The 26,992-nt window shown below is 51.1% G+C and carries 29 protein-coding genes; 20 read left to right on the top strand and 9 right to left on the bottom strand.

What is annotated here, in order from left to right; genetic code table 11:
• The first annotated feature begins 171 nt into the window (after positions 1–171).
• The 17 genes from J2T58_RS04435 (at position 172) to hisB (ending at position 13,845) form a co-directional block, all read left to right on the top strand.
• Positions 172–1,386: an ABC transporter substrate-binding protein gene (locus tag J2T58_RS04435; RefSeq protein WP_253487739.1), complete on the top strand. Its 1,215-nt coding sequence runs from the start codon at positions 172–174 to the stop codon at positions 1,384–1,386.
• Positions 1,386–2,147: an ABC transporter permease gene (locus J2T58_RS04440; RefSeq protein WP_253487741.1), complete on the top strand. Its 762-nt coding sequence runs from the start codon at positions 1,386–1,388 to the stop codon at positions 2,145–2,147. Before J2T58_RS04435 ends, J2T58_RS04440 begins: the two co-directional genes overlap by 1 nt.
• On the top strand, positions 2,144–2,902 hold the full coding sequence (locus tag J2T58_RS04445; RefSeq protein WP_253487743.1) for an ABC transporter ATP-binding protein: 759 nt from the start codon (positions 2,144–2,146) through the stop codon (positions 2,900–2,902). The genes J2T58_RS04440 and J2T58_RS04445 overlap by 4 nt, the downstream gene beginning before the upstream one ends.
• Before the next feature lie 61 nt (positions 2,903–2,963).
• Complete coding sequence (locus J2T58_RS04450; RefSeq protein WP_253487745.1) at positions 2,964–3,464, top strand: 50S ribosomal protein L16; 501 nt, start codon at positions 2,964–2,966, stop codon at positions 3,462–3,464.
• Positions 3,465–3,525: 61 nt separating this feature from the next.
• Entirely contained in the window at positions 3,526–4,365 is an 840-nt protein-coding gene (locus J2T58_RS04455; protein ID WP_253487747.1) for a fumarate hydratase, read from the top strand.
• Positions 4,362–4,916 carry a FumA C-terminus/TtdB family hydratase beta subunit gene (locus tag J2T58_RS04460; protein ID WP_253487750.1) on the top strand — a complete coding sequence of 185 codons (555 nt, stop codon included), beginning with the start codon at positions 4,362–4,364 and terminating at the stop codon, positions 4,914–4,916. Before J2T58_RS04455 ends, J2T58_RS04460 begins: the two co-directional genes overlap by 4 nt.
• A gap of 61 nt (positions 4,917–4,977) precedes the next feature.
• Positions 4,978–5,250: a 4Fe-4S dicluster domain-containing protein gene (locus J2T58_RS04465; RefSeq protein ID WP_253487751.1), complete on the top strand. Its 273-nt coding sequence runs from the start codon at positions 4,978–4,980 to the stop codon at positions 5,248–5,250.
• Complete coding sequence (locus J2T58_RS04470; protein WP_253487752.1) at positions 5,247–6,347, top strand: 2-oxoacid:acceptor oxidoreductase subunit alpha; 1,101 nt, start codon at positions 5,247–5,249, stop codon at positions 6,345–6,347. The genes J2T58_RS04465 and J2T58_RS04470 overlap by 4 nt, the downstream gene beginning before the upstream one ends.
• Positions 6,344–7,132, top strand: coding sequence for a thiamine pyrophosphate-dependent enzyme (locus J2T58_RS04475; protein WP_253487753.1), 789 nt, complete (start codon positions 6,344–6,346; stop codon positions 7,130–7,132). Before J2T58_RS04470 ends, J2T58_RS04475 begins: the two co-directional genes overlap by 4 nt.
• Positions 7,129–7,677 carry a 2-oxoacid:acceptor oxidoreductase family protein gene (locus tag J2T58_RS04480; RefSeq protein WP_253487754.1) on the top strand — a complete coding sequence of 183 codons (549 nt, stop codon included), beginning with the start codon at positions 7,129–7,131 and terminating at the stop codon, positions 7,675–7,677. The genes J2T58_RS04475 and J2T58_RS04480 overlap by 4 nt, the downstream gene beginning before the upstream one ends.
• The gene (locus tag J2T58_RS04485) at positions 7,664–8,752 is read left to right on the top strand and encodes a succinate--CoA ligase subunit beta (RefSeq protein ID WP_253487755.1); all 1,089 of its coding nucleotides are present in this window, start codon (positions 7,664–7,666) and stop codon (positions 8,750–8,752) included. The genes J2T58_RS04480 and J2T58_RS04485 overlap by 14 nt, the downstream gene beginning before the upstream one ends.
• Entirely contained in the window at positions 8,749–9,624 is an 876-nt protein-coding gene (sucD, locus tag J2T58_RS04490) for a succinate--CoA ligase subunit alpha (RefSeq protein ID WP_253487756.1), read from the top strand. Before J2T58_RS04485 ends, sucD begins: the two co-directional genes overlap by 4 nt.
• The gene (locus tag J2T58_RS04495; RefSeq protein ID WP_253487757.1) at positions 9,621–10,427 is read left to right on the top strand and encodes a DNA integrity scanning protein DisA nucleotide-binding domain protein; all 807 of its coding nucleotides are present in this window, start codon (positions 9,621–9,623) and stop codon (positions 10,425–10,427) included. Before sucD ends, J2T58_RS04495 begins: the two co-directional genes overlap by 4 nt.
• A 62-nt stretch (positions 10,428–10,489) precedes the next feature.
• Positions 10,490–11,695, top strand: a complete 1,206-nt coding sequence (locus J2T58_RS04500; RefSeq protein ID WP_253487760.1) for a methionine adenosyltransferase — start codon at positions 10,490–10,492, stop codon at positions 11,693–11,695.
• Positions 11,676–12,554: an ATP phosphoribosyltransferase gene (gene hisG, locus J2T58_RS04505; protein WP_253487762.1), complete on the top strand. Its 879-nt coding sequence runs from the start codon at positions 11,676–11,678 to the stop codon at positions 12,552–12,554. The genes J2T58_RS04500 and hisG overlap by 20 nt, the downstream gene beginning before the upstream one ends.
• Before the next feature lie 5 nt (positions 12,555–12,559).
• Complete coding sequence (gene hisA / locus J2T58_RS04510; RefSeq protein WP_253487764.1) at positions 12,560–13,270, top strand: 1-(5-phosphoribosyl)-5-[(5-phosphoribosylamino)methylideneamino]imidazole-4-carboxamide isomerase; 711 nt, start codon at positions 12,560–12,562, stop codon at positions 13,268–13,270.
• Positions 13,267–13,845: an imidazoleglycerol-phosphate dehydratase HisB gene (gene hisB / locus J2T58_RS04515; protein WP_253487766.1), complete on the top strand. Its 579-nt coding sequence runs from the start codon at positions 13,267–13,269 to the stop codon at positions 13,843–13,845. The genes hisA and hisB overlap by 4 nt, the downstream gene beginning before the upstream one ends.
• 22 nt (positions 13,846–13,867) lie before the next feature.
• Here the strand turns inward: hisB and J2T58_RS04520 are convergent, their stop codons facing one another.
• From J2T58_RS04520 to J2T58_RS04530, 3 genes are all read right to left on the bottom strand, one after another.
• Positions 13,868–14,077: a histone family protein gene (locus J2T58_RS04520; RefSeq protein WP_211529676.1), complete on the bottom strand. Its 210-nt coding sequence runs from the start codon at positions 14,075–14,077 to the stop codon at positions 13,868–13,870.
• Positions 14,078–14,255: 178 nt separating this feature from the next.
• Positions 14,256–15,005 carry a methanogenesis marker protein Mmp4/MtxX gene (mtxX, locus tag J2T58_RS04525; RefSeq protein ID WP_253487768.1) on the bottom strand — a complete coding sequence of 250 codons (750 nt, stop codon included), beginning with the start codon at positions 15,003–15,005 and terminating at the stop codon, positions 14,256–14,258.
• Complete coding sequence (locus tag J2T58_RS04530) at positions 15,002–16,006, bottom strand: methanogenesis marker 2 protein (protein ID WP_253487770.1); 1,005 nt, start codon at positions 16,004–16,006, stop codon at positions 15,002–15,004. Before J2T58_RS04530 ends, mtxX begins: the two co-directional genes overlap by 4 nt.
• A 116-nt stretch (positions 16,007–16,122) precedes the next feature.
• On the opposite strand from J2T58_RS04530, the gene J2T58_RS04535 reads away from it, so the two are divergent.
• Positions 16,123–17,493, top strand: a complete 1,371-nt coding sequence (locus J2T58_RS04535; RefSeq protein WP_253487772.1) for a replication factor C large subunit — start codon at positions 16,123–16,125, stop codon at positions 17,491–17,493.
• On the opposite strand, the gene J2T58_RS04540 is transcribed toward J2T58_RS04535, so the two are convergent.
• Positions 17,469–17,888 (bottom strand): UPF0146 family protein, encoded by a 420-nt coding sequence (locus tag J2T58_RS04540; RefSeq protein ID WP_253487774.1) that lies wholly within the window; start codon positions 17,886–17,888, stop codon positions 17,469–17,471. The two genes, J2T58_RS04535 and J2T58_RS04540, sit on opposite strands and share 25 nt — an antisense overlap.
• 15 nt (positions 17,889–17,903) lie before the next feature.
• Between J2T58_RS04540 and J2T58_RS04545 the strand changes: the two genes are divergently transcribed.
• Both J2T58_RS04545 and cas1 read left to right on the top strand, forming a co-directional pair.
• Complete coding sequence (locus J2T58_RS04545; RefSeq protein WP_253487776.1) at positions 17,904–18,434, top strand: archaemetzincin family Zn-dependent metalloprotease; 531 nt, start codon at positions 17,904–17,906, stop codon at positions 18,432–18,434.
• 84 nt (positions 18,435–18,518) lie between these two features.
• Positions 18,519–19,454: a CRISPR-associated endonuclease Cas1 gene (gene cas1, locus J2T58_RS04550; protein WP_253487777.1), complete on the top strand. Its 936-nt coding sequence runs from the start codon at positions 18,519–18,521 to the stop codon at positions 19,452–19,454.
• Here the strand turns inward: cas1 and J2T58_RS04555 are convergent.
• The 5 genes from J2T58_RS04555 to J2T58_RS04575 form a co-directional block, all read right to left on the bottom strand.
• A complete protein-coding gene (locus J2T58_RS04555) occupies positions 19,445–19,723 on the bottom strand; it encodes an acylphosphatase (protein ID WP_253487778.1) in 279 nt (92 codons plus the stop codon). The genes cas1 and J2T58_RS04555 overlap by 10 nt on opposite strands.
• Before the next feature lie 57 nt (positions 19,724–19,780).
• Positions 19,781–23,407 carry a hypothetical protein gene (locus J2T58_RS04560; protein WP_253487779.1) on the bottom strand — a complete coding sequence of 1,209 codons (3,627 nt, stop codon included), beginning with the start codon at positions 23,405–23,407 and terminating at the stop codon, positions 19,781–19,783.
• A 103-nt stretch (positions 23,408–23,510) separates the two neighbouring features.
• On the bottom strand, positions 23,511–24,851 hold the full coding sequence (glmM, locus tag J2T58_RS04565; protein ID WP_253487780.1) for a phosphoglucosamine mutase: 1,341 nt from the start codon (positions 24,849–24,851) through the stop codon (positions 23,511–23,513).
• A 4-nt stretch (positions 24,852–24,855) separates the two neighbouring features.
• On the bottom strand, positions 24,856–25,446 hold the full coding sequence (locus J2T58_RS04570; protein ID WP_253487781.1) for a DUF5806 family protein: 591 nt from the start codon (positions 25,444–25,446) through the stop codon (positions 24,856–24,858).
• Between the two features lie 326 nt (positions 25,447–25,772).
• Positions 25,773–26,903 (bottom strand): RNA-guided endonuclease InsQ/TnpB family protein, encoded by a 1,131-nt coding sequence (locus J2T58_RS04575; RefSeq protein WP_253487783.1) that lies wholly within the window; start codon positions 26,901–26,903, stop codon positions 25,773–25,775.
• Between the last annotated feature and the right edge of the window lie 89 nt (positions 26,904–26,992).

Consider the following 26,992-nt stretch of genomic DNA (forward strand, 5'->3'; position numbering starts at 1 on the left):
CGGATCTGATTATCTCTTCGTACGGTACGTCCTCACGGGTTTTAGCATTATATGGACGTACGTAGTCTGTATAATCTCGCTATGTATAAACTCAGGGTATTTTTGTATCGCTTAAGCATGATTATCTACAAATAGCAATATATTATATAGTCCTCTTTACGATTCCTATATATGAAGCAGATTATGCTTGTTTCTCTGGCGGTGCTTCTTGGATTAACACTCCTTGTTGCAGGGTGTGTTGATGAAGCGCCGGTACAACCTCCAAACGGAGTAACCGATGTCGGTATTATGTATACCGCTACAGGGCAGATGCCTGTCCTTCTCTCAACAGGTCAGATCGACGGATATATGGTCTGGCAGCCCTTCGTCTCGGTAGCCGAGGTCTCCGGCATAGGAACTGTCGTCAGCTACTCCCAGGATCTTCCGCCTGCCGGAACCTGGACGGATCACACCTGTGACGCCCTCTCTGCACGCGAGGACTTCATAGCAGCAAACCCGGATCTTGTGAATGCGATTGCTGCCCTCCTTATCCTCTCAGGCGACTATGTTCAGGAGAATCCTGATCGTGCCGCCGAGGTCTCTGCCGACTGGCTCTTTGGCGGTGGAGATATGACCTTTGGCGATGTCAGGGTCAGCTCAAAGGATGTGCTTGCCCACTCCATACCAACGATCCGGTTCTCAACCGAGCCCTCTGAGGAATGGCTGCAGAGCAATGATCGTTTCATCGAGGCTCTTCGGGATATCGGGTATCTGACAGGCGGTCTCAAAGATGCCTCACCTGCTGAAGTCCGCGATTCACTCTATGACTTCTCCCATTATGAAGCCGCCGTGGCTATGGTCGAAGCAGGCGAGATCGTCACTCCTCCGAAGCGTACCAGACCTATGTCGCTTGGGTACCTCCCATCGGATCATGATGCCCCCCTCTTTGTTGCCATCAAGGACTGGGAATACTTCAATGATACCTTCGGCATCGCATTGAAGCCGCGGACCACTGCCCCGGGCAAGGTTGATGTCGCGGATCTCATCGTCAATGGTGAGACGATCACCGAAGTCCGGCTTGTGCAGGGTGAAGGTGGCGCCCAGCTGATGACCCTCATGGGAACAGATGCTATCCAGATGTCATATGCCGGCACTCCACCGACCATCTCAGCGGTTGACAGGGGAATGGCTATTAAGATCCTGCTTCCAACACAGAATGAAGGATCAGGCCTCGTTGTTGCGGCATCTGCTCCGGTCGATGACTGGAATTCATTCATTGCATGGGCTGATGCACGATCCGCAGAGGGTCGGCCACTCAGGATCGCCGCACCAATCCGTGGCTCGATCCAGGATGTGCAGATTAAATACGCACTCCAGGACAGCGGTGTGGTGGTGAAAGAAGTCTGATGAGATGGTATCTGAAATTATTACCCCCCCTTTTTCTTCTCCTTATATGGGAAGTCGCATCGATACTGATTAATAACCCATTTATTCTTCCGACACCTGCATCTGTCATCTCGGTCCTGATGACCCCTTCGGCAGATATTCTGGGAAGCGGGAGTATCATCGATAATGCACTCCTATCCATATGGCGGGTTATTCTCGGGTTTGGTCTTGCTGTTCTCTGCGCGGTACCGGCAGGGATCATCATCGGCCGGTACCGGACGATCGATGAGCTTCTTAATCCGCTCATCCAACTCCTCAGGCCGATCCCCCCCCTTGCCTGGGTTCCGCTCGCCCTTGCCTGGTTCAAGATTGGCCTCGCCTCAATCGTCTTCATCATCTTCATCGGCTCATTCTTCCCGGTCCTGATCAACACAATCGATGGCGTGCGGCGCGTGAACCGGACCTGGATAGAGACAGCCCTGATTTATGGTGCGAAAGGATGGAAACTCCTCGTCTATGTCATCATTCCCGCCGCCGCTCCGGCTGTATGGACCGGTCTCCGGGTCGGGTTTGGTGTTGCGTGGATGTGTGTTGTGGCGGCGGAGATGCTCCCTGGCACCACCTCAGGGCTCGGATACCTGATCATGTACTCATATAACTGGGGGCAGGTTCCGGTGATCATCGCGGGGATGATCGTCATCGGTATCATTGGAATTGGTGCCGATCTCCTCTTCAGAGGTGTTGAAAAGAGAAAATTCCAGTGGCAGGAGATGAACAGATGACTGTTGTTATCCAGAATGTCGGCAAGATATTTGAGACACGCACCCGCGATCCGGTCATCGCGCTTGATGACATCTCTTTTGAGATTCAGAAGGGTGAGTTCATCGCCATCCTCGGCCCCTCCGGCTGTGGGAAGACGACACTCCTTCGTATGATCGCTGGTCTTGATACGCCGACCACTGGCTCAATCCTTGTCGAGGGGAAGCCGGTCACCGGGCCGGACCCCCGGCTTGCAATGATATTCCAGGAGTATTCGCTGTATCCCTGGCGCACCGTCCGCGCTAATGTTGCCTTTGGCCTTCAGATGCGTGGAATGGAGAAGGAAGAACGCAATCGGATTACGGACCGGTTCATCCGGCTTGTTGGCCTTGATGGGTTTGCAGATAGCTATCCATATGAGCTTTCAGGGGGGATGCGGCAGCGTGTTGCCGTGGCACGGGCGCTTGCAACTGATCCGGCTGTTCTCCTGATGGATGAGCCGTTTGGGGCCCTTGATGCCCAGACCCGAAACCGGATGCAGAAGGAGCTGCTGGAGATCTGGGAAAGTGCCAGAAAGACTGTTGTCTTCGTCACCCATAGCGTTGATGAAGCCGTCTATCTGGCGGATCGGATCATTGTCCTCTCTCCCCGGCCCGGACGCCTCTCGGCGATATATGATGTCAGCTTTTCGCGGCCTCGTGACAGGACGAGTGTTGAGTTTGCCTCGCTGCGCCGTGATGTCCTTGAACTGATTGATCACCTCGAGGAGAGTCAATAACTTTTATACCTTATACCATCCATTTTATTAAGCACGTTCTGATAGCGAGGAGTTTTTTAGCATGGTACGAAAGCCAGCAAAGATGTACAGGTCGATCTCAAAGAAGGCATATACGCGAAGGAAATATATGGGTGGTGTCCCAGGTCTCAAGATCGTCCAGTTCGATATGGGCAATCTCAGAGAGGAATTTCCTGTTGCCCTCCACCTTGAGGTGGAGGAGGCATGCCAGATCCGGCACACCGCACTTGAGGCGGCCCGTGTCAACATGAACCGCCGTCTGATGAAAGAAGTGGGAAGGAGCAACTTCCACCTCAAGCTCCGCGTCTATCCGCACCATGTTCTCAGGGAGAACAAGCAGGCGACAGGTGCTGGTGCAGACCGTGTCTCGGAAGGAATGCGGCTTGCTTTTGGAAAAGCTGTTGGAACAGCCGCCCGTGTCCAGGAGAAGCAGCGTGTCTTCACCATCTGGACGTCCCCACAGTACGTGGACAGGGCAAAGTACGCCCTTCTGCACGGCGGACACAAACTCCCCACCCCTGTCAGGGTGGTTATTGACAACTAACCCCAAATCATACTTTTTTGCATCCATTCTGTTTTATCTTCTCTCCCGTTGATAATGGGGTATGGATGCCCATGGTGTGGAAGCGCTCAGAAAGGCAGTAATGGATGCAACTCTTGCCTGTATCCATGATGCCGAGGTCTTTCTGCCACCTGATGTGAAGGAGGCGATTGATGCATCGTATGCGGCAGAGACTGATCCGGTCGCCCGCGGAGAGCTTGCGAATATTCGTGCAAATATCGAAACTGCTGAGAGATTGAACCTTCCTCTCTGCCAGGATACGGGGATCGCCGTCATCTATGTCACTGTTCCGGACAGCTTCACATTATCGAGGACAGATATCTCTTCCGCCATCAGGGAAGCGGTTCGTCTGGCTACCGATGCGGTTCCGCTCCGTCCAAACGCAGTCGATCCGCTGACACGGGAGAATAGTGGCGACAACACCGGAGTTTCGATCCCGACGATTCATTTCAGTGAAGGATCTGAACTATCCATCACCGTCCTTCCAAAAGGGGCAGGCTCGGAAAATGTATCCCGAATCGGAATGCTTCTTCCCTCTGAGGCGGGCAGCGTCGTATCATTTGTTGTTGAGACGGTCCTCCTTGCTGGTGGAAGGCCCTGCCCGCCGGTTGTCGTTGGTGTCGGCATCGGCGGAACCTTTGATCTTGCCGCAACGCTTGCCAAGGAGGCGCTTCTCCTCCCAATCGGAACGATGGATGATTTTGAGTCGGAGATCTGTGAAGCCATCAACAATCTTGGTATCGGCCCGATGGGGCTTGGAGGGGATACGACTGCACTGGCGGTGAAGGTACAGAAGGCTCACTGCCATACAGCCTCTCTCCCGGTTGCGGTGAATATTCAGTGCTGGGCCTGCCGGAGGGCAACACGGGTGGTGACCGTATGAATATCAGGACACCGCTTGGGACCGAGGTCCTCTCACTTCGTGCGGGAGATCGGGTCCTTCTCTCCGGACTCATCTATACAGCACGGGATGAGGCCCATCTGAAAATGATGGAAGCTGGTATTCCCTTTGATCCAGAAGGTGCAGCAATCTATCATTGCGGTCCGGTGATACAGGGGGAGCAGATCATCGCAGCAGGACCGACGACATCCGCACGCATGAACCATCTCACCGGATTCCTTCTTGATTCCGGTGTCCGGTGCCTCATCGGGAAAGGCGGAATGGATAGTGGTGTCCGCGAGGCTCTTCGGGGCCGTGCCGTGTATCTTGCATTCACCGGTGGGTGCGCTGCACTTGCCGCATCCCACATGAAGCTTCAGGGGGTACACTATCCGGACCTCGGCATGGCCGAGGCGGTCTGGATCATCGAGGTGACCGACCTTCCGCTCGTTGTTGGTATTGATTCGCATGGTGGTGATCTCTTCTCAAAGATTAACGATCGGGCGGGTATGCGTTTTGAAGAATGGAAGAAGAGTTCCCGGCTACAGGGATGAGTGTCCGGGGGCAAGTGCTTATTGATAATCATTAACAATATATACAGGAGGATTCCGTCGCATGAAACTGGTCATCGATGATGTACGATGTAAAGGGTGTAACCTCTGCGTGATGGTCTGCCCGTATCATATTTTTCAGGAGGGTCAGCGGCCGAACCGGCGGGGTGTTTTTGTCCCCGATCTCGATCGCCCTGAGCGATGTACGAACTGCCGTCTCTCTCAACTGTACAAACGTCGTCTCTGTGGTGTATGCCAGACGATCTGCCCCGATCAGGCGATCAAATGGGTTCCGGAGGCAAAATATGAACCTCACAAGGTGGTGATTGAGTATTGACACGTGTTGATTTCATGCAAGGGAACATCGCATCTGCAGAAGGTGCAATCGCGGCAGGATGTCGCTTCTTCGCCGGATATCCCATCACACCGTCATCTGAAGTGGCCGAACAGATGGCACGGCGCCTGCCGAAGGTCGGTGGGAAGTTCATCCAGATGGAGGATGAGATCGCGGGTATTGCGGCAACCATCGGTGGTGCCTGGACCGGTGTCCGGTCGATGACAGCGACGAGCGGCCCGGGCTTTTCACTGATGATGGAGAATATCGGATATGCCGCCTTCACCGAGACCCCCTGTGTCGTCGTGAACATCCAGCGTGGTGGCCCGTCGACCGGACAACCGACACTGGCTGCGCAGGGCGATATGCTTCAGTGCCGGTTCGGCTCACATGGTGATTACAGCACCATTGCCCTTGCACCATCGAGTGTTCAGGAGATGTTTGACCTCACCGTCAAGGCATTTAACCTCGCAGATCGCTTCCGTACCCCGACCTTCCTGATGGCAGACGAGATCATCGGCCATCTTCGGGAGCGGGTTGAGTTTCCCGATACCGTCGAGTGCATCCCCCCACGACCGATCCGTGAGGGCAAGCTTCCGTTCGAACCTGAGGAGGATCTCGTGCCTGGTTTCACGCCGTTTGGCCATGGCCACCGGGTCCATGTCACCGGTCTGACACATAACGAAAAAGGATACCCGGCATCGACTGACCCGGATCTCCATGAGAAACTGGTTATGCGGCTTATCGAGAAGGTGGAACGCGCCCGCCATGAGATTGCAGACTATGATATCCAGAACCCTGATGCCGAGGTGGTCTTCATCTCTTACGGTGTTCCGACCCGCTCTGTTCGCCAGGCGCTCCTGGATGCCCCTGAGGGTCTCTATGGTCATCTGAATCTCCGGACAGTCTGGCCGTTCCCTGAGAACCTGTTGAAGAAGTTTCCGAATGCCCGTGTCTTCCTTGTCCCTGAACTGAATATGGGGCAGATGGCACGTGAGATAGTACGCCACTGTGATCAGCCGGTCATCTCTCTCCCCCGACTTGGTGGCGAACTTCATACACCACGCTATCTGCTTGATCGAGCGGAGGAGTACCGATGACCGTTGAGGACTGGTTCAGGCATGATCGCCTCCCGCACATCTTCTGTGCAGGCTGTGGGAATGGCTCGATAATCAACAGCACCCTTGAAGCGGTCGACTCGCTCGACTGGAAGGTTGATGAGACGGTCTTCGTCTCAGGGATCGGCTGCTCATCCAGGGCACCGGGCTATATCGTGACCGATTCACTCCATACGACACATGGCCGGGCCCTTGCATTTGCAACAGGTGTGAAGATGGCCAATCATGATCTGAACGTTGTTGTCTTCACCGGTGATGGTGATCTCTCGGCAATCGGCGGGAACCACTTCATTCATGCCTGCCGGAGAAATATTGATATCACCGTCATCTGTATGAACAATCAGATCTACGGGATGACTGGTGGTCAGGGCAGCCCGTGTACACCAACAGGCGCCCTCTCAACAACGACACCGTACGGAATGGATGAAGCCGCGTTTGATCTCTGTGAACTCGCCACAGCAGCCGGGGCGAACTTCGTCTCCCGCTGGACCTCGTACCATGTCCGGGAACTGACACGGGCCATCAGATACGGTCTTCAGAAGCCGGGCCTCTCCTTCATCGAGGTGATGGTCCAATGCCCCACCAACTATGGCAGAAGAAACCGGCTCCGTGATGTTGAGGCGATGATATCGGTGATGCGGGATAATGCCATCCTCAAAGAGAAGTATGATCGCCTCGTTACAGAAAGAAAACCGATCCCTGAAGGGAGCTTTGTCGTGGGAACGCTGACGGATCGGAACCTCCCGGCCCTGGGGGTGAGACGATGAAACATGAAGTGAAGTTTACTGGCTTTGGGGGGCAGGGAATTGTCCTCTCTGCCGTTGTCGTTGGTCGTGCTGCGACGATGTACGATGGAAAACATGCAATTCAGTCACAGAGCTATGGTCCTGAAGCCCGGGGTGGGACATCTTCAAGCACGGTGATCATCAGTGATGAGCCGATCCAGTATCCGAAGGTTCTTGAACCGACGATCTATGTCATCATGTCAGAGGCAGGCTTTCTGAAGTTTGGGGCTCATGCATCATCCGAAGCTGTGATGATCCTCGATTCGGGAATGGTTCAGTCAAGGCCTGCATTTCCGTGTGTTGAGATCCCAGCCACCATCAAGTCAAAGGAGATTCTGGGTAAACCGATATTCGCCAACATCATCATGCTTGGAGCACTCGTTGCGGCAACCGGTGTCGTCTCAGAGGAGGCGATGCAGAAGGCGGTGCTTGATACCGTTCCAAAGGGAACCGAGGATCTCAATATAAAGGCACTTCGCCTTGGAATTGAGCTGGCATCAGGTGGAGGTAACCATGAAGCTGCTTGAATATGAGGCAAAAGAAGTCTTTTCACACTATGGCATACCAATACCCGTCGGTATCCTGATTCGCTCTCCGGAAGAGGCAGAGGAAGCCTGCCGCTCTGTTGGCGGTTCAGTCGCACTGAAGGCGCAGGTTGATGTCGGAGGAAGGGGGAAAGCCGGCGGTATTCTGATGGCAACAACAGATGATGCCGTTTCGGTTGCCACCGATCTCTTTGGAAAGGAGATTAAGGGAATCCCGGTCAGGGAGGTCCTTGTCGAGGAGCGCCTGACAATCGAGAAAGAATACTTCATCTCAATTGCTATCGATCGGAGCAGCCGATCTCCGATCATCCTCTTTGCAGAAGCAGGGGGGGTCGAGATCGAGACAACTGCCGGTGAACAACCCGGCGCTGTTCGGACGGCCCATGTCTCTCCCCTCTTCACAGAGGTTCCCGGTTTCATCCTGAGATATCTGACAAAAGGATGTGAGAAGGAGATAGCAACTGTTATATCTTCATTATACCGGGCGTTTCGTGAGAAAGACGCTCTTCTTGCAGAGATAAATCCCCTTGCCATCACCGGATCGGGTGTCATCGCAGCTGATGCCAAACTGATCATTGATGATAACGCACTGACGCGTCAGGGGATTACAGAAAATCGTGATCTGACCGAGCGGGAGGCGAAGGCTGAGCAGTATGGCTTCTCATACGTTGAACTTGACGGCGCGATCGGTGTCATCGGCAACGGTGCCGGCCTGACGATGTCAACCCTTGACCTGATTGCCCATCATCAGGGATCCGCTGCCAACTTCCTTGATGTGGGCGGTGGTGCAGGGTCAGAGCGGGTGATGCAGGCAGTTCAGCTTGTGGCATCTGTTCCTTCCGTCAGGGTCATCATTGTCAATCTTCTTGGCGGCATCACGCGGTGTGATGAGGTTGCCCGCGGCATCCTTGCTGCCGGTGTCTCCCAGAAAGTGATTGTACGGCTTGCCGGAACGAATGAGACGGAAGGGCGTGCTCTCCTCGAAGGAGCAGGATATATGATGCTTGATACGATGGAAGATGCCGTTCGTGCAGCGGTTTTGGAGGTATCAGCATGATCTATGGTGATAAGCATACCCGGGTTCTCGTTCAGGGTGCAACCGGAAACCAGGGCGCGTTCCATATCGATCTCATGAACCGGTATGCCCGTGAGGTTGGTGGTGCGGGTGTCGTTGCCGGAGTGACACCGGGAAAAGGCGGTCGTGAAGTACATGGCCTCCCGGTGTATGACACCGTCCGTGAAGCTGTGGCCCTCCATGACACCACGGCCTCGGTCATCTTTGTCCCTGCAGGGGCTGCAGCAGATTCGATCATGGAGGCGGCAGATGCCGGTATCAGTACCATCGTTGCCATCACCGAACATATTCCCGTCCATGATGTGATGCGGGCGGTTGCGTATGCACGGTCCTGCGGTTCGGCAGTAATCGGGCCGAACTGCCCCGGCCTCCTCTCTCCGGGAGAATGTAAACTGGGGATTATGCCGGCGCCACTCTTCAGACGAGGTCCTGTCGGTGTGATATCCCGTAGTGGCACCCTCACGTACGAGGTTGTTGATGAGTTATCGCGTGCAGGCATAGGCCAGAGTACTGTGGTCGGGATTGGTGGTGATCCCGTCATCGGGGAGACCTTCGTCGATTGTATAGAGCGCTTCAGTGCTGATCCTGAGACGAAAGCAGCCATTCTCATCGGGGAGGTAGGCGGTGCACTTGAGATAGAGGGTGCAGAAGCCGCACTCTCGCTTGGCCTCCCTCTTGTCGCATATATTGCAGGTGTTTCCGCACCGAAGGAGAAACGGATGGGCCATGCAGGTGCAATCATTGAAGGGGGTGAAGGGGATGCTGCCTCGAAGATCAGGAGGCTGGAATCAATGGGAATACCTGTGGCTCATCGCCCCTCTGAACTTCCAGGATGTATCTCTGATCTGCTATGAGTACCCGAAAAGATGAAGTCCTGATGGCAGCGGCCGTGGAGCTGGCCGAGTCTGTGGATGCTATCGCCATCCTCTCTTTTCTCGACCCTGTCCCGGTTGAGGCTGATGTTCCTGTTGTCTGGGTCAGGGAATATCAGCCTGATCTGATGATTAAGCGGAACATGCAGGAACTTCTTCTCTTCTGTGAACAGCATGTTCTTGATGCCGTTATCCAGTACCATCTCAGAACCGAGGTCTCATCCGGCAAGATTATTGGTGTATTCCCGTTTGCAATTCTCATTTATGATGTGGGAGAAGGGAAGGACTACCTCGATCTCGCCAGCTATCGTGATATTGTCGCACCTGAGATACTTCACTCAGCTCTCTCCCTCGCCCTTGAGATTGCTCATGAAGGGAGGGAAGGGAGAAATATCGGAACTGCTTTCATCATTGGTGATGGCTCATCCCTGCTCTCACGATCACATCAGGCGATATTGAACCCGTATGCAGGCCATCCCCTCTCTGTCTGTGATGTGAGGAATCGGGAGAACTGGGAGAGCGTGAAGGAGTTTGCCCAGCTTGATGGTGTCTTTATTATCACGAAAGAAGGGTATATCGTCGCTGCTGGCCGGTATATCGATGCGGACGCACGGGGTGTTATCCTTCCGTCAGGCCTCGGTGGCCGTCATATGGCGACTGCTGCCATAACACGGGATGTTCCCTGTGTTGGTATTACGGTATCTGAGAGTGGTGGCCTTGTCCGGGTCTTTCGTGACGGGGTCTGCAGACTGACTCTGCGGTCCGAGGTCTCATTAAAGCGATGAACAGTGTTATATCAAATCCGGTCATTTTTTATGTACGTAATGTATCCTGACAGAGGCATTTTATGAAACGAAACATCAACGTCGTACAACTTACACAGACACCAATTGAAGAACAGCAGATTGAGCTTGTCGAACGGAAATGCATCGGGCATCCGGACAGTATTGCAGATGGTGTTGCCGAAGCTGTCAGCCGTGCACTCTGCTGTGAGTATGAGACATATTGTGATGCAGTGCTTCACCACAACACCGATCAGGGTGAGGTTGTTGCTGGTGCCTCGATACCATCATTTGGCGGGGGGACGATCGTCCGTCCGATATATCTCCTCCTGACCGGCAGGGCAACGAAGCACTTCGAGGGGCATGTCATCCCAACCGATGCGGTCTCGGTCGAGGCCGCACGGCGGTATCTCGCAGAGACCCTGCCAACCCTGAACATGGAGCGGGATGTCATCGTTGACTGCAGAATGGGAGATGGATCAACTGACCTCTGCGATGTCTTCAAAACCTGCGGCCAGAATTTTGTTCCGCGAGCCAATGACACATCATTTGGTGTGGGGCATGCTCCATTCTCCGAGGTCGAACAGATAATCCTTGCAATGGATAAGGAGATTGCAGAGACGCTTCGTCCAAAACATCCGATGATCGGCTATGACATTAAGATCATGGGTCTCAGGAATGGTGATCAGATGACCTTCACCATCGCCTCTGCAATGGTTGACCGGTACTGCTCATCGATTGATGATTATGTTAACATGACTGCTGTCATGTCTGAGGAACTCCGGTCAGTCGCCCGGAAATATACCAGCCGTCAGGTCGAGGTCGCGGTGAACACAGCCGATGACATTGCCAGTAACAGTATCTTCCTGACCGTGAATGGAACCTCGGCAGAGATGGGGGATGACGGTTCCGTCGGCCGTGGCAACCGGGTGAACGGACTCATCACACCCAACAGGCCGATGAGCATGGAAGCCGCAAGCGGGAAGAACCCAATCAACCATATTGGCAAGATCTACAACCTCCTCTCGACCGAGATTGCACAGGAAGCCTGCATGAAGGTCGATGGGATCACCGAGATGTATGTCCGACTCCTCTCCCAGATCGGAAAACCGATCGACCATCCCCTTGTCGCCAGCGTCCAGATCATCCCGGAGAGGGGCGTGGATTTCAAATCGGTCTGTGGTGATGTTGAGGAGATCGTCAATGACAGACTTTCGAATATCACAAATATCACTGAGAGGGTAATCAAAGGTGAGCTCAAAACCTTCTGATCTGATCAGGCTTGCTATCCCGAATAAAGGGAGGATCGCAGATCCGATCGCCGACATTATCGAAAAAAGCGGTCTGCACATTCATAGTGGCGGCGACAGGCAGCTGATAGCAAAGACGGTGGACCCGCATATAGAGATACTCTATGTCCGGCCAATAGACATCCCTGAATATGTTGCCCAGGGTGTCGCTGACATCGGGATCACCGGGCTTGACATGGTTGCTGAACGCGGATCGGATGTTGTCGAACTTCTGGATCTCAGGATGGGAAAAGCCCGGCTCGTCATTGCTGTTCCGGACGAGTCAGAGTATGCGACGCTTCAGGATCTCAGGGGCAGAAAGATCGCCACTGAATTCCCTGGCATAACACGCTCGTTCTTTAGAGAGCATGATGTTGATGTCAGCATTGTTTCCGTGTCAGGGGCATGTGAGGCGGCACCCCACCTTGGAATTGCTGATGCCATCGTTGACCTGACAAGTTCCGGGACGACTCTGAAGACGAATCACCTGCGAATCCTTCAGGATGTCTTTCACAGTTCAACGTGGCTTATTGCAAACAGAAGGTCGCTTGTTGATCATGCAGAGAAGATCGATGAGATATCCCTGGCTCTTGAGAGTGTGTTATCAGCAAAAGGCCAGTGTTACCTGATGATGAATATCCGGCGCGATCAACTCGATGAGATCCGGTCGATCCTTCCCGGCCTCTCCGGCCCGACGGTGATGGAAGTAGCTTCAGATGAAAATCTTGTTGCAGTTCATGCGGTCGTTGCGGAGGAACGGATTTATCAGTTGATCAATCTCGTTAAGCGCGCTGGTGCAAAGGATATCCTTGTCATGGATGTCCAGCGTATGATTCCGTGATGCCTATGAAAATATTTCCAGCGGTCGATATTCTGGAGGGGCGGTGCGTCCAGCTTGTTGGTGGAAAGCGCGAGACCGAGAAGGCGTACGGTAGCCCGCTTGCATCAGCGATCCGATGGATTGATCAGGGAGCAACCGCTCTTCATATCGTCAATCTTGATGGGGCCTTTGGCAATGCTCATGCCAATGCCGATGTGATTCATGATCTCCTCAGATCGACAGATGTGTTTACGCAACTGGGCGGTGGGATCCGGTCCGAATCTGATGCAGCCGGATGGCTGAATATTGGTGTTGACAGGGTCATCATCGGCACAGCCGCAACCGAAGATCCAGGTATTATCAGGAGGCTTTCAGAGGAGTTCGGGTCCGATCGGATTATGGCCGGAGTTGATGCCCGGGGAGGCGAGATTGCGATACACGGTTGGGAGAGAACTGCCGGTGATGTCTCTATCTGGGCTGCACGTTTCGAGGAGGAGGGTGCAGGATCTCTCCTCTTTACCAACGTCGATGTAGAAGGGCTCTGTAGTGGGATTGTACGTGAGCCGATTGAGAGGGTGATCGGATCGGTGAAGATCCCCGTGGTGGTCTCTGGAGGCGTCTCAACACTATCTGATCTTCGAACCCTTCTTGAACTTCGTGCAGAAGGGGCGGTTCTTGGATCAGCATTATATAAGGGGTTGATCTCACTCCCTGACATTCTGAAGGAGATACAATGAGAAGAGCAGATATCAGTCGTAGTACGAAGGAGACCCGCATCTCTGTCAGCTTTGATCCCGATGGCGGGGAGCTATCAGTTAAGACCGGACTTCCATTCCTCGATCATATGCTTGAGTCATTCGGCCGCCACGGCCGGTTTGGCCTCTCAGTTGCAGCTGCCGGGGATCTCCATATCGATCCCCATCATACGGTTGAGGATATCGGAATTGTCCTTGGAATGGCAATACGTGAGGCGATAGGTGATGGAAGAGGAATTGGCCGGTTTGCTGATGCGGCAATTCCCATGGATGAAGCCCGTGCAACCGTCATTCTCGACTGTGGCGGGCGAGGATATCTCGTCTTTGAGGGCCATTTTCGTGGAATCGAGACGGGTGGAATCCCAAATGATCTCTTTGAGCACTTCTTCTCATCACTTGTCCACAAGGCAGGTATAACAGCACATATCTGCTTTACCGGACGATCTGACCACCATATATGCGAGTCGATCTTCAAGGCATTCGGTATTACCCTTCAACGGGCACTTGAAAAGAGTGGCAGCGATTCGGAGATCCCAAGTACAAAGGGAACGTTTTAACTTTTTTTAAAAGAGGGGAGATTTATGCCTCGCTCTTTGCTGCGAGTTCGATATCTTCCTCTTTAATCGTCTTTCTTCCTGCGTGAAGGGCATACTGGTTTGCCTTCTTCGTCAGTTCAGCAATATAGGCTTCAGCCTTCTCGACAAGTGCATCAGCTGCATCGCTTCCGACGCGTTCTGCACCATTTTTCTTTGCAATCCTTACTACGGCTGCGATTGGTAGGTCTGCCATGTAAATTCCACCATTGAAAGAGTATATTGTTAAATATTTATATCTTTCGGAATTTTAGCGACTTTTTAACTTCCAATCCCCGGTTCCTCTGCATTGTAAGGTTATTCGGGATAAAGAATATAAAAAATATAAAAATCCTTAAAAACGCCTTAAAAAGCAAAAAAATCCATAATTAAAGCTATTTTTTTCGGATGAGGTCTTTGGCAAGCCTGATTGCATTTCCAAAACCCTCTGTTGCGCGCGAAGTATCCACGAATGGTACATCGATATTTACGACAGGTGCGCCATGTCCGGTGCCCGATCCCAGGAGGACGAGGGTACGAAAGATCAGGTTGCCGGATATACCATCCGGAGCGATGACAATACCATATTCTCCGACGACCTCTTCGATCAGTATTTCACAATGATCTCCTCCGCTACACCGTGCAATGAGTTCAGCGTCAGCCAGGCTCCTGTCCACATCCGGATTGCGGCCGATATCCTCAAGTCTTCCTCCGGAGAGGATGGCGACTTTTTTGTTCCGTCCAGTCTGCTCTGCCAGTTTTATGGCCTTCTGAATCAGCTCTATCCTGGATTTGATGGTGGATCCCTCGTCGATACCGACTGGTGCAAGCAGAAACTGCCGTCCGTCACCTGTCTCAAGGAGAGCAACACGCTGGAGGTGATCAACTCCGGCAGCCTCCCTGAGATACCTGAGTGTGGAATGTGCTGGCAGTGTTCCTCTGACAGCAGCATCGATCTGACCACCCATCAGGGCATCCACAAGATCACGTTCAGGATTGTCTGAGACCCTGCATGCTATGCCTGAAATCTCAGGGATTGATCTGGGAGCAAATAGTATGGGGGTGATGCCCTCGTTTGCCACCTCCCTGACGGCGTGAACCAGATGATCATTGGGCCTGGCCAGTCCGATACCGATCCGAATCATCTCTGTCTGCACCCATCGAAGATGCCGATGATTCCATCCACCGAAAAGTCAAAGACGCTGGTCTTCTCTCCCTGGTACGTCAGGGTCAGCTCCCTTCCATCGGTCACCGTTCCTATCACCTGTGCAGCCATACCAGCCACCCTGAATCGTCTGCAGACCTCATCGACATGCTCCTGGCTCGCGGTGAGAATAAAGCCCATGCCTGGATACATTCTGACCCAGTGCTCAAAGGTGATGCCATGCTCATGCAGGTCTGGCATCGGTATTGCATGGAGATCCACAAGGGCTCCCTTTTCACTCATCTCAAGGAGCATCCCAAGCGTTCCGATCACACCGGGATTGGAGATGTCCTTGGCAGCGGTGACGAGATTATCTTCTCCAAGACCTTTCATGACACGAATCTGTGATCTGAGCGTCTCTCCGTCTTTCATCGTCACTGAATCCCAGTTCATTGCACATGAGGGGTGAACACGGCCTTTTATGTCTATTGCCGCGATGATTGCATCACCTGTCTGCGCCTTGTCACTGTAGATAATCTCATCTATCCGGGCGGTTCCGAGGATCGCAATATCGATGACATTATAGGGTGTATTTGGGTGAAGATGCCCACCAACGATCGGTACATTGAATCGTACAGCTGCATCGGCCATACCACGTGTCACCTCAGCCATCAGCTGATCGTCGGTGAAGGAGAGGATATCGACCATTGCCAGGGGCTCACCCCCCATAGCTGCAATATCATGGATATTCACCAGAACAGCGCAGAACCCGGCCCAGTATGGGTCTGCCTCCATTAATTTATTCCATATTCCGTCTGCTGCGAGAAGAAGGCCGTTTTCTCCCTGACGGATAACCGCCGCATCCTCCCCAAAAGATGCGACCACATCAGGTCTGTCGAGTCGTAATGAGCGAATAATCTCACCGATAGCATGCTTTCGTGTCACACCTTCGTATTCTCTTACCGCTGTTGCTACTGATTGAGTGGAGCAGTTCTTTGCCACAATAAACACCAATATCTGATTAGTGACTATGGTTTCTGCTTCATCTGAGATAATGTATTTGTTCTTATTATTCTGATAATCTCAGAAGCTATTTTTTATCAGACCCTCAATAGATCATGATTATGGACTGGGCAGAGAAGTACAGGCCGAAGGAACTTGCGGATATTGTCGGCAACAGATCCGCAGTTCATCAACTCCTTGACTGGGCGAAGGACTGGACATCGGAGCACAAGCCTGTTCTTCTCTATGGCAAGCCCGGTATCGGGAAGACATCGACTGCGTATGCTCTGGCCCGGGATCTCGGATGGGAGATTATTGAACTGAATGCGAGTGATCAGCGGACAAAAGGTGCAATTGAGCGGATAGCGGGGAGCTCAAGTGTGACTGCCAGCCTCTCTGGTGCCAGGCGGCGGCTGATCCTCCTTGATGAAGCCGATAATCTTGAGGGTAATGCCGACCGCGGGGGGGCAAAGGCGATAGCAGATATCATCCGGCATTCACGCCAGCCGATTATTCTGATCGCAAATGATGCATATGGGGTCGCACCCGAGGTCCGGAAGCTCTGTGAACAGATACAGTTCCGGGCCGTCCCTGCCCGGTCACTTGCCCCGTATCTCAGAGGGATCTGCGCGTCAGAGGGTCTGCACTGTGATGAGGAAGCGATTCGGATGATCGCCGAGGATGCCCGGGGGGATATTCGATCAGCCCTGAATATGCTCTTTGGAACGTCGGTTGGCAGAGATCGAATAACCCCTGCCGATCTTCATGCCCATCAGAAAGATTCCCGCTCCACGATCTTTGATCTCATTGCAAAGACCATCTCAGGGAGCCCGGATGATACACTCATTCGTCTCTCGTATGAGGTTGAGGATACGCCTGATGCTGTTATTCAGTGGCTTGAGGGTGCTGTCGCCCAGCACCGGGAGGGATGGAGGCGGGCGTCCGGACTTTCCATACTTTCTCGTGCCGATCTCTATATTGGCCGGACATTCAGACGCCAGTACTATACCCTCTGGAGGTATGCGTCTGCGATTATGCTGATCGGATCATCCACAATCTCACATGGAAGCGGGCTTCGGCCCCGGCTTGCCCCTCCCGGCCGGTGGCAGAGGATGGGGCAGGCGCGCAGACAGAAACAGGTGCGCCTCTCTCTTGAGAATCGCCTCTCAGAGGCATTTCAGATACCACAGAGGACCATCTCTGAAGAATATCTGACATTTATTTCAAGGATTGCCGATTATAATCCGACACAGGTAGTCCGTCTTCTCAATCTTGATACTGACCAGCTCGGTCTCCTTATTCACGACAAGGTGCGTGCGGGGAAGATCATAAAAGAGATGGAAAAAGAGGCGAAAGACGAAGCGAAACGAAAGAAGGTGGCTCAGAGGGGAAAAGAGGAGCAAAAAACCCTGGAGAAGACGCCATCTTCAGAGAAGAGCGCTCCTGAGAAGAAACAGCCTTCTCAGTCCACCCTCTTCTCCTTCTGAGACCTGACATACCGGCGGAGTATGACGCCACAGTTGATGATCTCACCACCATCTGCATATATCTCGCACCCAAGGTGATAGACGAGAAGATCTGCTCCAACTGTTGTGGCAATCCTGATGAGGTCGGGCATCATCTCAATTCCCGGCCTGACTGCATAGATGCAGTCGGCCTCCTGATAGAGATGCAGGTCAGGGCTATGAATATCATCGATAGCCACATCCAGTCCATTTCTGCTGGATATTGGTTTGATATCAATACAGAGGATTGATCCTCCCATATCTCTGATGATGCTTGCGGAGGTTATATTATCCCCCGATCCGACTTCTACGATGTTTTTGTATCTCTTTCCAATATAGAGCCCGATACATTGCTCAATATGTTTATACCCACGCATTTCCAATCTACAGGTATGGGAATACTGGTTTATTGGGACTTTCGATCACCGGATGGTATTCAGACTCCGGTACACCGGATTATCTCGGGTCTGATCGGTTGTCCTGCTGACCTTATTCCTGGCGATCACTTTCCCCTTGATGGGTATCACCGAATTCGAAGGCAATATGATGCTAGTCGTATACTTGACAGGATCAGTCTCTTCAAACGTATGCATGCCATCGATACCCCGTTTCTTCTGGTGATACCGGATGATATCTACACCGAATCCTCGGACTTTGTCTTTGGTCTGGCACGCTCATCCACCGGATCGGCTGTTGTATCGACTGCCCGCCTTGAGAATGAATACTATGGTCGTGATGAAGATACCGGCCTGCTCATCGAGAGGATCGCAAAAGAAGGCCTGCATGAGATCGGCCATCTGTTTGGTCTGACTCATTGTTCCATACCCGAATGCATCATGTTCCAGCCAGGTACCATGGGTGAACTGGATCGCAAGCAAAAATGGTTCTGCCCGGGATGCCGATCACTCCTTCCGACACTCTGATGGAATCGCATCGGAGTACTTTTCCAAAGTTTAATCTCCAGAACACGGTATAATATACAGTAATTCTGTTGTTGAGGTTTGGTTTTGGTTCAGAAGAAGGTTCCATGGCATGCTATATGGGGGTATGGGGCACATATCAAGTCAACTCCAGGGCTGTTATATGTTCAGAAACGCTCGTTTCAGTCGAGTTATCCTTTGGATGACATAAAGCACCTCCTGCTTGTGGGAGGGCACACAATCCAGACGGCAACGATCAACCGCCTCCTTGAAAAGGGATCATGGTTATCGTTCTTTGATGCACATGGCACCCCTCTGGGTACTCTCAGGCCATTTGGAGGAATTGGGAATGAGGATATATCCTGTCTTCAGACCTCAGTTCCCTCTCATCGGTATGTGGTTGAGTTTGCAGCATCCTCGATGCGCTCACGGCTTCTCTGGCTGGAAGAACTTGATTCCAGACACGAGACAGGTCTCTTCTATCGTGGAGAACAGGATTTCCTTCATCAGGCGCTACATGAGGTGGAATTCCTCGTCAGGATCGAAGAGATTCGTCGGATTCATTCTTTGTCGACGACGATGTATTACGAGATCCTCTCAAGGCTGGTTCCTCCGGAACTGGAGTTTCGGAGAAGAACGCATCGCCCCCACTTTGATCCGATAAACGCGATGCTCTCCTTTGGCTATGCCCTGCTCTTTGGAAATGCCTGTGTAGCTGTTATTGGTGCCCATCTGGATCCTGATCATGGCCTTCTGCATCAGGGGGGAGGAGGCTTTATTTATGATATCATCGATCCACTGAAGCAATCTATGGTTGACTCTGTCGTTCTGGATATTGCGCAGAACGCAAAAGTCTCAGGAAAATTTGAATTAAGCCAGACCCGGTGTGTACTCGGGGATGATCTCATCTCACTCCTTCTGGAGAGGCTTTATTCCACAATCAACCAGAAGATGATCGATGAGAATGTTTATTCATATCTCCAGTCTCTTCATGGTGGAGAGTTTACGATGTATTACCCGTAATTTGCTTTTTTTATCGAGAAGTCGGTAAACGGGGTGTCAATATAGTGGTATACTTCTATATCCCTGATTATGGCCCGTGGACATCCATACAGCATCGATACAAACTTTTCAAGGATGACACCATCGCCTGTTGCAAGTATGCGAACCCTCCCATCGGTCAGGTTTTCAACCTCCCCTGCAACACCAAGATTGGTCGCGATATGTCTGGCACAGGCACGAAATCCGACTCTCTGTACTTTTCCTGAGATAATGACTTCAATCGTCTTCATGATCATACCATAGTATGGTGGTGCTCTTTGCCGTGTTTCTGGCCGATCTATCCTGTCTTATTCAATTCTGTATCCGGGATTTGATATTCCCTCGTCATCCATCTCCTGGATCAGCTGCATCGCCACATATAGTTCGCTGATTACCTCATCACGAACTTCCGGGGTAATAATATTTGTTGCTGTGGCCATTGCCATATCAAAGAGGTTGCCTCCATGCTCGTACTCTCCATTGACAAATGAAACAAGGGCAAGATCACAGAGAATAAATGCACGGCGGGGGAGAGGGCGAATGATGCTCGCCTCCCGTATTGCCTGTTGAATCAGCTGCTCCACCCTTCTGCTCTGTGAACGGCGCTGGATAAGCATGGCTATTCCAAGATAATACTGCGCCCGAACACCCCTGTCATGGATCTTCTGGATTTTTCGTTCGATGAGAGCAACATCTGCTATCCGCCCCCCTTCATTCAGATGTTGTTCAAGGAGAATCCGTGGTATGTCTGTCTTAAGATCTGTTGATCCAAGCATAACCATCAGTCCCAGGTCTTCGGCAATGCTCATCCTGACCGTCTCATCAGATATGCTCTCAAGCAGTTCAATGATCAGTTCGCCAATGTGATTCTCCTGACTGGTACTATATTCATTAACAAGATGTGTGATAATGCGCTTTTTTATTGTTGCAATAATGAAAGGAACCTTAATACTTTCACTTGACTGGATTGCTGATCGGATACAGGCCTCCTTATCCTCCCATGGCATCTGAATCTCAGAAGAGAAGGCAAAGTCAATGAGTAAGGTGGCCCGATCGTAATGAATGGGAATCGCATTCATCTTCTCATATGCTTTTTTAATAAGCTCCCTCTTCTTTGAAAGGCTCGAAATTATTTTAAGCACAGGAATTGTTGCATAGACAAATTCAATTGGATCTGTTATATCCTGAAGGAGTTTCTCGGGATCCGGGAGATCGCTTGCCTCCCCGAACATCTCCGTATATGCGACGATGGCCGTTGCGAGCTGGCGTCGTGCATGATCCTTCGTCTCTGGTGAAATTTTTTGTATACGGTGCAGTGCCTCTACGATACACTCTCTGGAAGAAAGTGAGTTCATCTCTGTCAGAAGAACCGCTGTTCTTGTTAGGATCTCATGCGCCTCTTCGGGATTAAGATCATCAACGCCATACCGGATCTGAAGGAGTATCTCACCGGCTGTATTGAGTTCTCCGATGTCAAGGTGGGCGCGTGCACTATCACAGAGTTTTATACTCCTGATGAATGGATCCTCAATTGCAGTTACTATCTGCCTGATGAGTGCAAGGGTCGTGGTTGACTGTGCTGTTATTGAGAATGACTGGATGATGGTTGCTATGGTTTCATAAGGACTGCTCATATTCATATCAATCTGATTGAGAAGAGGGCGAATCCTTGTGGAGCAGCGAAGGATAATTGCCCTTCTGTTGATTGCATCATCGACTTCAAGGATTAACATCGATATAGGGATGATATATGGGACCGGATCAGTCTTCTGGCTGTAATCCATGATTGTATCAATACCATTTGTGATGGTTCTGTGCCGATCCGGTGAGCTGATCTCATTCCTCAGAATTGATAATGCGGTAAGGAAGGGTTCTATTGCCCATTCAAGGGATTCAACCGATCTCATGATCACCGGCTGTTCGAGGCGCTTACACCCTATGGTTATATAGGTGCTGATGCATGACTCCAGCTGTTCTCTCCTTTTTTTGGTGTCATGTACTGTTTGTATCATCTCATGTGCTTTGGTCAGCGCATCAGTGGATGACATCTCTCTGGCAAACTGTATCATCCCTTCGATGATTGTGTCAATGGCAACTGATTGAAATTCTCCGGTAAGAAGATCTTTCCACCATGTATTTACACGAACCAGAAGATTGAGATCCCCCTGCACAATTGCAAGCGAGGCTATCTCGTATATTATCTGGACAATTGCATCAGATCGGGTCTTCTCATCGGCAATCATGCACCCGATAGCAACAGCATGCTGGATAATATCCCGGTTTGCCTCATTGACCCCTTCCCGTGCAATTTCGATAATAATCTGGGCAATCGACTGGTCCTGCTTCATTGGATGGTGTATCTGCTGAACCAGGTCAAGCAGTGAGGAAGTATGCTGGTGTATGACAATATCACTGTCAATCAGGGAACCAAGGATGTGGATGACGGCATCATCCGGTGATGAATGAAAGGAGGAGAGGTGGAGAAGCGTCTCCCTTCCTTTTTTGAATGAATCTATTCCATCCTCGCTGAGATATGCCTCCTGTGATGTGACGATCAGATCATCCAGGAGATCCTGCTGGCCGGAGAAGAGTGGAAACAGGTTTTGTTCTGCATCTGCAAGATTACCATCCTGAATCGATCGTTTGAGCAGAATTGTTGCTGTCTGCATCCCTTTCCCGATCAATGCCTCTCCCCCGGCAATGATTCGGGCAAAGAGAAGATACGCCTCATGTATGTACCCGGCAGAAGATAACTTTTCGATGAGCTGAAAAATTATGCGCGTGTTTGTATGGATACATGGTTTATCTGCAATAATATGGTAGATTTGCAGCAGCTGATCATTTCGGGGCGGATACTCCTCCTTAGCGACGGCAACCTGAATGAGCCTTCTCAAATGCCCGTCTCCATAGGGGGTTATGTCCTTTTTCATCTCAGAAAGGAGTGTATCAAGGATATATCCGGCAGGATCGTCTTCTATTTCCCTGAGTATACCTGTAATTATCTCCTGATAGTACTCTGGCGCTATCCCGAAGAGTTTTTCCAGATCAGCTTTAAGACTCTCATTCCTTCTCTTTTTTGCAATAAGAACTGTAGTGAAGGCTGATATGTATTCGACTCTGCTTTCCGGGGGTATCTCTTCAAAAGTGTTGTGAATAAACCCGTTAATGTCAACGAGGTATTCGGCTCCTTCCATTGCTGCGATACGGTGAAAAATTGTTTTAAAGGCCTCTTCTCCAAGACCTTTCTGTGGAATTTCTGTGGCCCGATGAAATGCCTCATCAAGGATACCCATATCGTTGTTTGAGATGCCAATTGCTGCGAATGCATCAATAATTTGAAGATTTAAAGTGGATTGTGTGCTCATCTCGCGAATTTCCTGGATAATATCTGAGCATAGTATAAGGAGATCGCGATCCTGGGTGGCTGCTGCATATTGTGTAAGACCTGGGATAATCTTCTTGATCGCCTCGGAACGGTTTTTCTTAAAGTCAATATCACGAATGTATGTAATACCCGTCCTGATAAGGGATGGATCGTCCCGTCTCTTCCCCTCTTCAATGAACCGTTCACCAATGGAAGCAACATAATTGGATCTCTGGCTCTTGCGTTCGATGAGATCCAAAAGCCGATCTGAACGCCTGAGCCACTGGTTGTCATTGGAGCTGAGGTACTCCTCTACACAAAGAAGTGCGATCTCACCAGGATTTTTTACTTTTCCGTCTATTCCAAAATCTATATATTCTGGTTTCTTTCTTTCAAAAGCTGCCTTAAGAAGGGTATCAATAACTTTCTCTATTACCTCGCTCCGCTCACGCTTGACGGATATTGCTTTTATTTCCTTGAGAAAAGCTGAGATACCATCTATATCGTCGGCCTCAATTAAGGAATAAAAAACTTCCGAAGAATTGGCCGGGATTTCTTCATTGGTAAACATTTAACTAACGAGTAATTATGTAAATGTCATCATTATTAAATATATTTATTTAGTTCTGCCCGACCATATAACTTCAATTCGTTTCTTTTAATTTTGGGTTCTATCAATGATTGATTTGGTCAAGGATGGTTTTTTTCTTCTCTTCAGCCTTTATCGGATCCCTGGATTCGACATAGAGCCTCACAAAAGGTTCTGTTCCGGAGGGGCGAAGGAGTGCCCATGCATCTTTCCACCGGATACGAATACCGTCCGTCTCATCAAGAGAGATTCCATCGGCACACTCTTTCATTTTGCTGATGAGTCGTTTGGGGTCACGCGTATGTATCTTCTCCTTCAGCATGGTGTATGACGGGAGCCTCCCTGCAAGGCCGGATATGGGCTCTGCAGTCCCGGCGATCAGGGCAGCCATCGCAGCGGCTGTCATTCCCCCATCACGGCAGAACTGGTGATTTGGGAAGATGAGGCCGCCATTCCCTTCTCCCCCGAATGCAACTGTATGTCCTTCTTCGATATACTTCCGCATTGTTCTGGCGACATATATGCTGCCGACCGGTGTTGTGATGGTTCTGCATCCACATGCGGAGGCGACGTCAGCTATCAGATCTGAGGTGCTGACGGGAGTGATGACAAGTCCGGTCTTTTCTTTACAGGCTGCCTCAGCAAGCAGGGCAAACGTAACGTTCTCATCGACAAAGACTCCCTTCTCATCGACAAAGACTGCCCTGTCGGCATCCCCGTCATGGGCTACACCAAATGCTGCTCCGGTTGCACGCACCATCTCTGAGAGTGGTGCCAAACCTTCAGGTGTGGGTTCAGGGAGGCGTCCTGGGAATGTGCCATCGAACCTGGCGTTGATGGTATGAATGGCTGCACCCATCCTCCTCAATATTTCCGGGGTTGTCGTTGCAGCGGGTCCTGAACCCGGATCAACAACAACGGTCATCCCCTGACATATCTTCTCCGGGAACTGTGTCACGATTGAGGAGATATACTCCTCTACCCTCTGGCTTTCATCGGTCAGTCTCCCGACGGCTCTCCAGTCAGCCACCGTGACGTCCCGTGATTTGATGAGTGCTTCAAGCTGGATGGTCCGATCATCACCCATCTCTGTTCCATCCCCCTCGATCACTTTTACACCATTATATTCAGGGGGGTTATGCGAGGCGGTGATCATTGCCCCTCCGTCATAATGCTCTCTGACGAGGTACTGAAGTGCGGGTGTGGGGAGTATACCAACATCGACGACATCACATCCGGTGGACAAGAGGCCTGCTCGCATCGCTGAAGCGAGCGCCTCACCGGATGTTCGCGTGTCCCGCCCCACGGCGATTCTGCCTTTGATCATTGTCCCGAGTGCAGATCCGATTCTCATAACAAGTTCGGGGTTCATTTCAGTTCCGATAACGCCCCGGACACCATTGGTGCCAAAGAGCTCCTTTGCCATCTTTTTATTCTCCATCTTCCGGCTCCATTGTGGTGGGTGATACCTGATTGTCTGGCGCAGGCCGCTCTGCCCGCTCTCTCAGAAGGACATTTGCAGAGTCGCCAAGTCGCCGCATGATCTCGGTGATTCGATCCTCAATTTCGATCTCGTCATCAATCTCGATTGAGGTGCCTTCGACCTCCAGAAGAAAGCGGGCTATTTCACTTGACTCAAAGAGGATATCATCGAGTTCGTCAAGCGTGAAGAAGCCACACATTGCTCCATAAAAGAACGTGGCTCCCGACTTTCGGACTTTCCGCTTGAAGGCTGTGCGTGCCTGGTTGACTGCCTGCGGTGAGTAGGGTTCCTGCATGAATGGAACGAGCTGTGGGAGGTTTTCACCGATAAAGGTCATCTCTGCCCCCGCCGTCGTCTTGAAGTCCGAGCAGAGGCGTGCGATTGCCCATTCACGTGCGGTGATGTAGGTGTGCTTTCTCAGAAACTGGTTGACCTTCCGGTATGTTGCGCCATCAACCTTGCGGAACTTCCGGTATTTTGAGATCTCCTCGCTCCGATCATCGCCGCCGGGATCACTCCCTCCCTCTGCATAGCTCATTTCGTTACCTCGTTTGTCTTCTTCCCGCATGAAGGTTGTCTGTTCTCCTGATGCAGTTTCTGCCTTTTGTACATCCGGTTTTTCGTATATGGCAGGGTGCTCACTTCTCCTATGTAACATATAGCATCATATGGTTTATAGGTGGTGGTTTCTCTCCCGGGTATGATCGCCAGTTTTAAAAATGGCTCTGATCGCGTGGCTTGGATCACCGCTGGTGCTGATAATCTGCGATATCGGTCGGTCCTTTCTGGTTGTCATAGATGCTGAAGCGCCTGTCTCTGACGATACGAGTCAGAGTGGGGGCTGTCTGCTGATGGTGTCTTTTGTCAACTACCCACGGCTAAAGCCGTGGGCTTGCCCTTCCATCTTCCTGAGCGCTTTGGTTCAGGACGGAGTGCGATAGGCTGGTTGACATCAGCCCTTGATGCAATGTTTTTTGCGGCATTGATATCCGCATTATCCGTATATCCACATTTGATACAGAAGAAGTCAGACTGGGTTTTCCGATTTTCCCTGCTCGTATATCCACAATGGGAACATTCTTGGGATGTATAGTGGGGATCAACGAGGTAGACCGGGAGACCAGCCATATGTGCTTTATATCGGATGTACATTGCTATCTCATAAAACGCCCATTTACCGATTGCCGCTGCTAATGCCTTATAACCGGGTGTCCGATCACGGATACCTGTCAGATCTTCCAACGCGATACCGGATTGTGTGCCTTTGGCTTCAGCGACGATCTGTTTGCTGATACAGTGGTTTGTATCATTCTTGAATCGGCGTTCTTTTCCACTGAGTTTTTTGAGATGTTTTTTTGCGTCCCATGTACCAACGGATTGAAGATCCGCTTTAATACGGGTGTATCTCTTTCTGGATTCAGTACATTTCTGCCCGGAGAAGGTTTCACCTGTCGATGTTGTTGCGATATTGGCGATACCGAGATCGACTCCGATGATCTCCTCAGGCTCAATCTGTGGTTCTTCAGGTACGTCCACCACGATCAGGAGATAGAACTGGTTCTTGATGAGGGCGAGATCAGCCTGACCCTTTACCCGTTTGAGATCGAGAGGCTGGTATCTGCCGTATGACATCGATACCATCTCTCTTCCGTCAAGTGTCAGGATAGAACAGGTATCAGGAGTCTTTATCGTCAGGAGACGTTGATCATAGATGATTGCTCCATGAGGCCTGAACTCATGGTAGCCGGATCGATCCGCAAGGTAACTTTCGGATACTTTGCCAATCGCACGAATTACCATTTGAGATGACAGGGAGAATGTACCGCGAATTTCATAGTACAGGTTCTTTTGAAGTTCGACTTTGTTAAAAACCTTGTTTCTCCAGGCAAATTCTGAAATATAGTTACATGCTTCGTTGAAATGCTCCATTGTACGGAGCAGTTTCTGGTGCTGATCCTCGGTTGGATGGAGCTTCACCTTCATCGTCAGAAGCATTAAATATACATATCCCACAACTATATTTAAATACATCTATGTCGGCATTCATCCCACGACTGAAGTCGTGGGCTTCCTGCCTGTTAGAT

Source organism: Methanocalculus alkaliphilus, assembly GCF_024170505.1.
GTDB lineage: Archaea > Halobacteriota > Methanomicrobia > Methanomicrobiales > Methanocorpusculaceae > Methanocalculus > Methanocalculus alkaliphilus.

What these genes read in the sequence shown, in the direction of transcription:
- J2T58_RS04435 (WP_253487739.1), top strand. Translation starts at nt 172, where the DNA reads ATGAAGCAGATTATGCTTGTTTCTCTGGCGGTGCTTCTTGGATTAACA.
- J2T58_RS04440 (WP_253487741.1), top strand. Translation starts at nt 1,386, where the DNA reads ATGAGATGGTATCTGAAATTATTACCCCCCCTTTTTCTTCTCCTTATA.
- J2T58_RS04445 (WP_253487743.1), top strand. Translation starts at nt 2,144, where the DNA reads ATGACTGTTGTTATCCAGAATGTCGGCAAGATATTTGAGACACGCACC.
- J2T58_RS04450 (WP_253487745.1), top strand. Translation starts at nt 2,964, where the DNA reads ATGGTACGAAAGCCAGCAAAGATGTACAGGTCGATCTCAAAGAAGGCA.
- J2T58_RS04455 (WP_253487747.1), top strand. Translation starts at nt 3,526, where the DNA reads ATGGATGCCCATGGTGTGGAAGCGCTCAGAAAGGCAGTAATGGATGCA.
- J2T58_RS04460 (WP_253487750.1), top strand. Translation starts at nt 4,362, where the DNA reads ATGAATATCAGGACACCGCTTGGGACCGAGGTCCTCTCACTTCGTGCG.
- J2T58_RS04465 (WP_253487751.1), top strand. Translation starts at nt 4,978, where the DNA reads ATGAAACTGGTCATCGATGATGTACGATGTAAAGGGTGTAACCTCTGC.
- J2T58_RS04475 (WP_253487753.1), top strand. Translation starts at nt 6,344, where the DNA reads ATGACCGTTGAGGACTGGTTCAGGCATGATCGCCTCCCGCACATCTTC.
- J2T58_RS04480 (WP_253487754.1), top strand. Translation starts at nt 7,129, where the DNA reads ATGAAACATGAAGTGAAGTTTACTGGCTTTGGGGGGCAGGGAATTGTC.
- J2T58_RS04485 (WP_253487755.1), top strand. Translation starts at nt 7,664, where the DNA reads ATGAAGCTGCTTGAATATGAGGCAAAAGAAGTCTTTTCACACTATGGC.
- sucD (WP_253487756.1), top strand. Translation starts at nt 8,749, where the DNA reads ATGATCTATGGTGATAAGCATACCCGGGTTCTCGTTCAGGGTGCAACC.
- J2T58_RS04495 (WP_253487757.1), top strand. Translation starts at nt 9,621, where the DNA reads ATGAGTACCCGAAAAGATGAAGTCCTGATGGCAGCGGCCGTGGAGCTG.
- J2T58_RS04500 (WP_253487760.1), top strand. Translation starts at nt 10,490, where the DNA reads ATGAAACGAAACATCAACGTCGTACAACTTACACAGACACCAATTGAA.
- hisA (WP_253487764.1), top strand. Translation starts at nt 12,560, where the DNA reads ATGAAAATATTTCCAGCGGTCGATATTCTGGAGGGGCGGTGCGTCCAG.
- hisB (WP_253487766.1), top strand. Translation starts at nt 13,267, where the DNA reads ATGAGAAGAGCAGATATCAGTCGTAGTACGAAGGAGACCCGCATCTCT.
- J2T58_RS04520 (WP_211529676.1), bottom strand. Translation starts at nt 14,077, where the DNA reads ATGGCAGACCTACCAATCGCAGCCGTAGTAAGGATTGCAAAGAAAAAT.
- mtxX (WP_253487768.1), bottom strand. Translation starts at nt 15,005, where the DNA reads ATGATTCGGATCGGTATCGGACTGGCCAGGCCCAATGATCATCTGGTT.
- J2T58_RS04535 (WP_253487772.1), top strand. Translation starts at nt 16,123, where the DNA reads ATGATTATGGACTGGGCAGAGAAGTACAGGCCGAAGGAACTTGCGGAT.
- J2T58_RS04540 (WP_253487774.1), bottom strand. Translation starts at nt 17,888, where the DNA reads ATGCGTGGGTATAAACATATTGAGCAATGTATCGGGCTCTATATTGGA.
- J2T58_RS04545 (WP_253487776.1), top strand. Translation starts at nt 17,904, where the DNA reads ATGGGAATACTGGTTTATTGGGACTTTCGATCACCGGATGGTATTCAG.
- J2T58_RS04555 (WP_253487778.1), bottom strand. Translation starts at nt 19,723, where the DNA reads ATGAAGACGATTGAAGTCATTATCTCAGGAAAAGTACAGAGAGTCGGA.
- J2T58_RS04560 (WP_253487779.1), bottom strand. Translation starts at nt 23,407, where the DNA reads ATGTTTACCAATGAAGAAATCCCGGCCAATTCTTCGGAAGTTTTTTAT.
- glmM (WP_253487780.1), bottom strand. Translation starts at nt 24,851, where the DNA reads ATGGCAAAGGAGCTCTTTGGCACCAATGGTGTCCGGGGCGTTATCGGA.
- J2T58_RS04570 (WP_253487781.1), bottom strand. Translation starts at nt 25,446, where the DNA reads ATGAGCTATGCAGAGGGAGGGAGTGATCCCGGCGGCGATGATCGGAGC.
- J2T58_RS04575 (WP_253487783.1), bottom strand. Translation starts at nt 26,903, where the DNA reads ATGCTTCTGACGATGAAGGTGAAGCTCCATCCAACCGAGGATCAGCAC.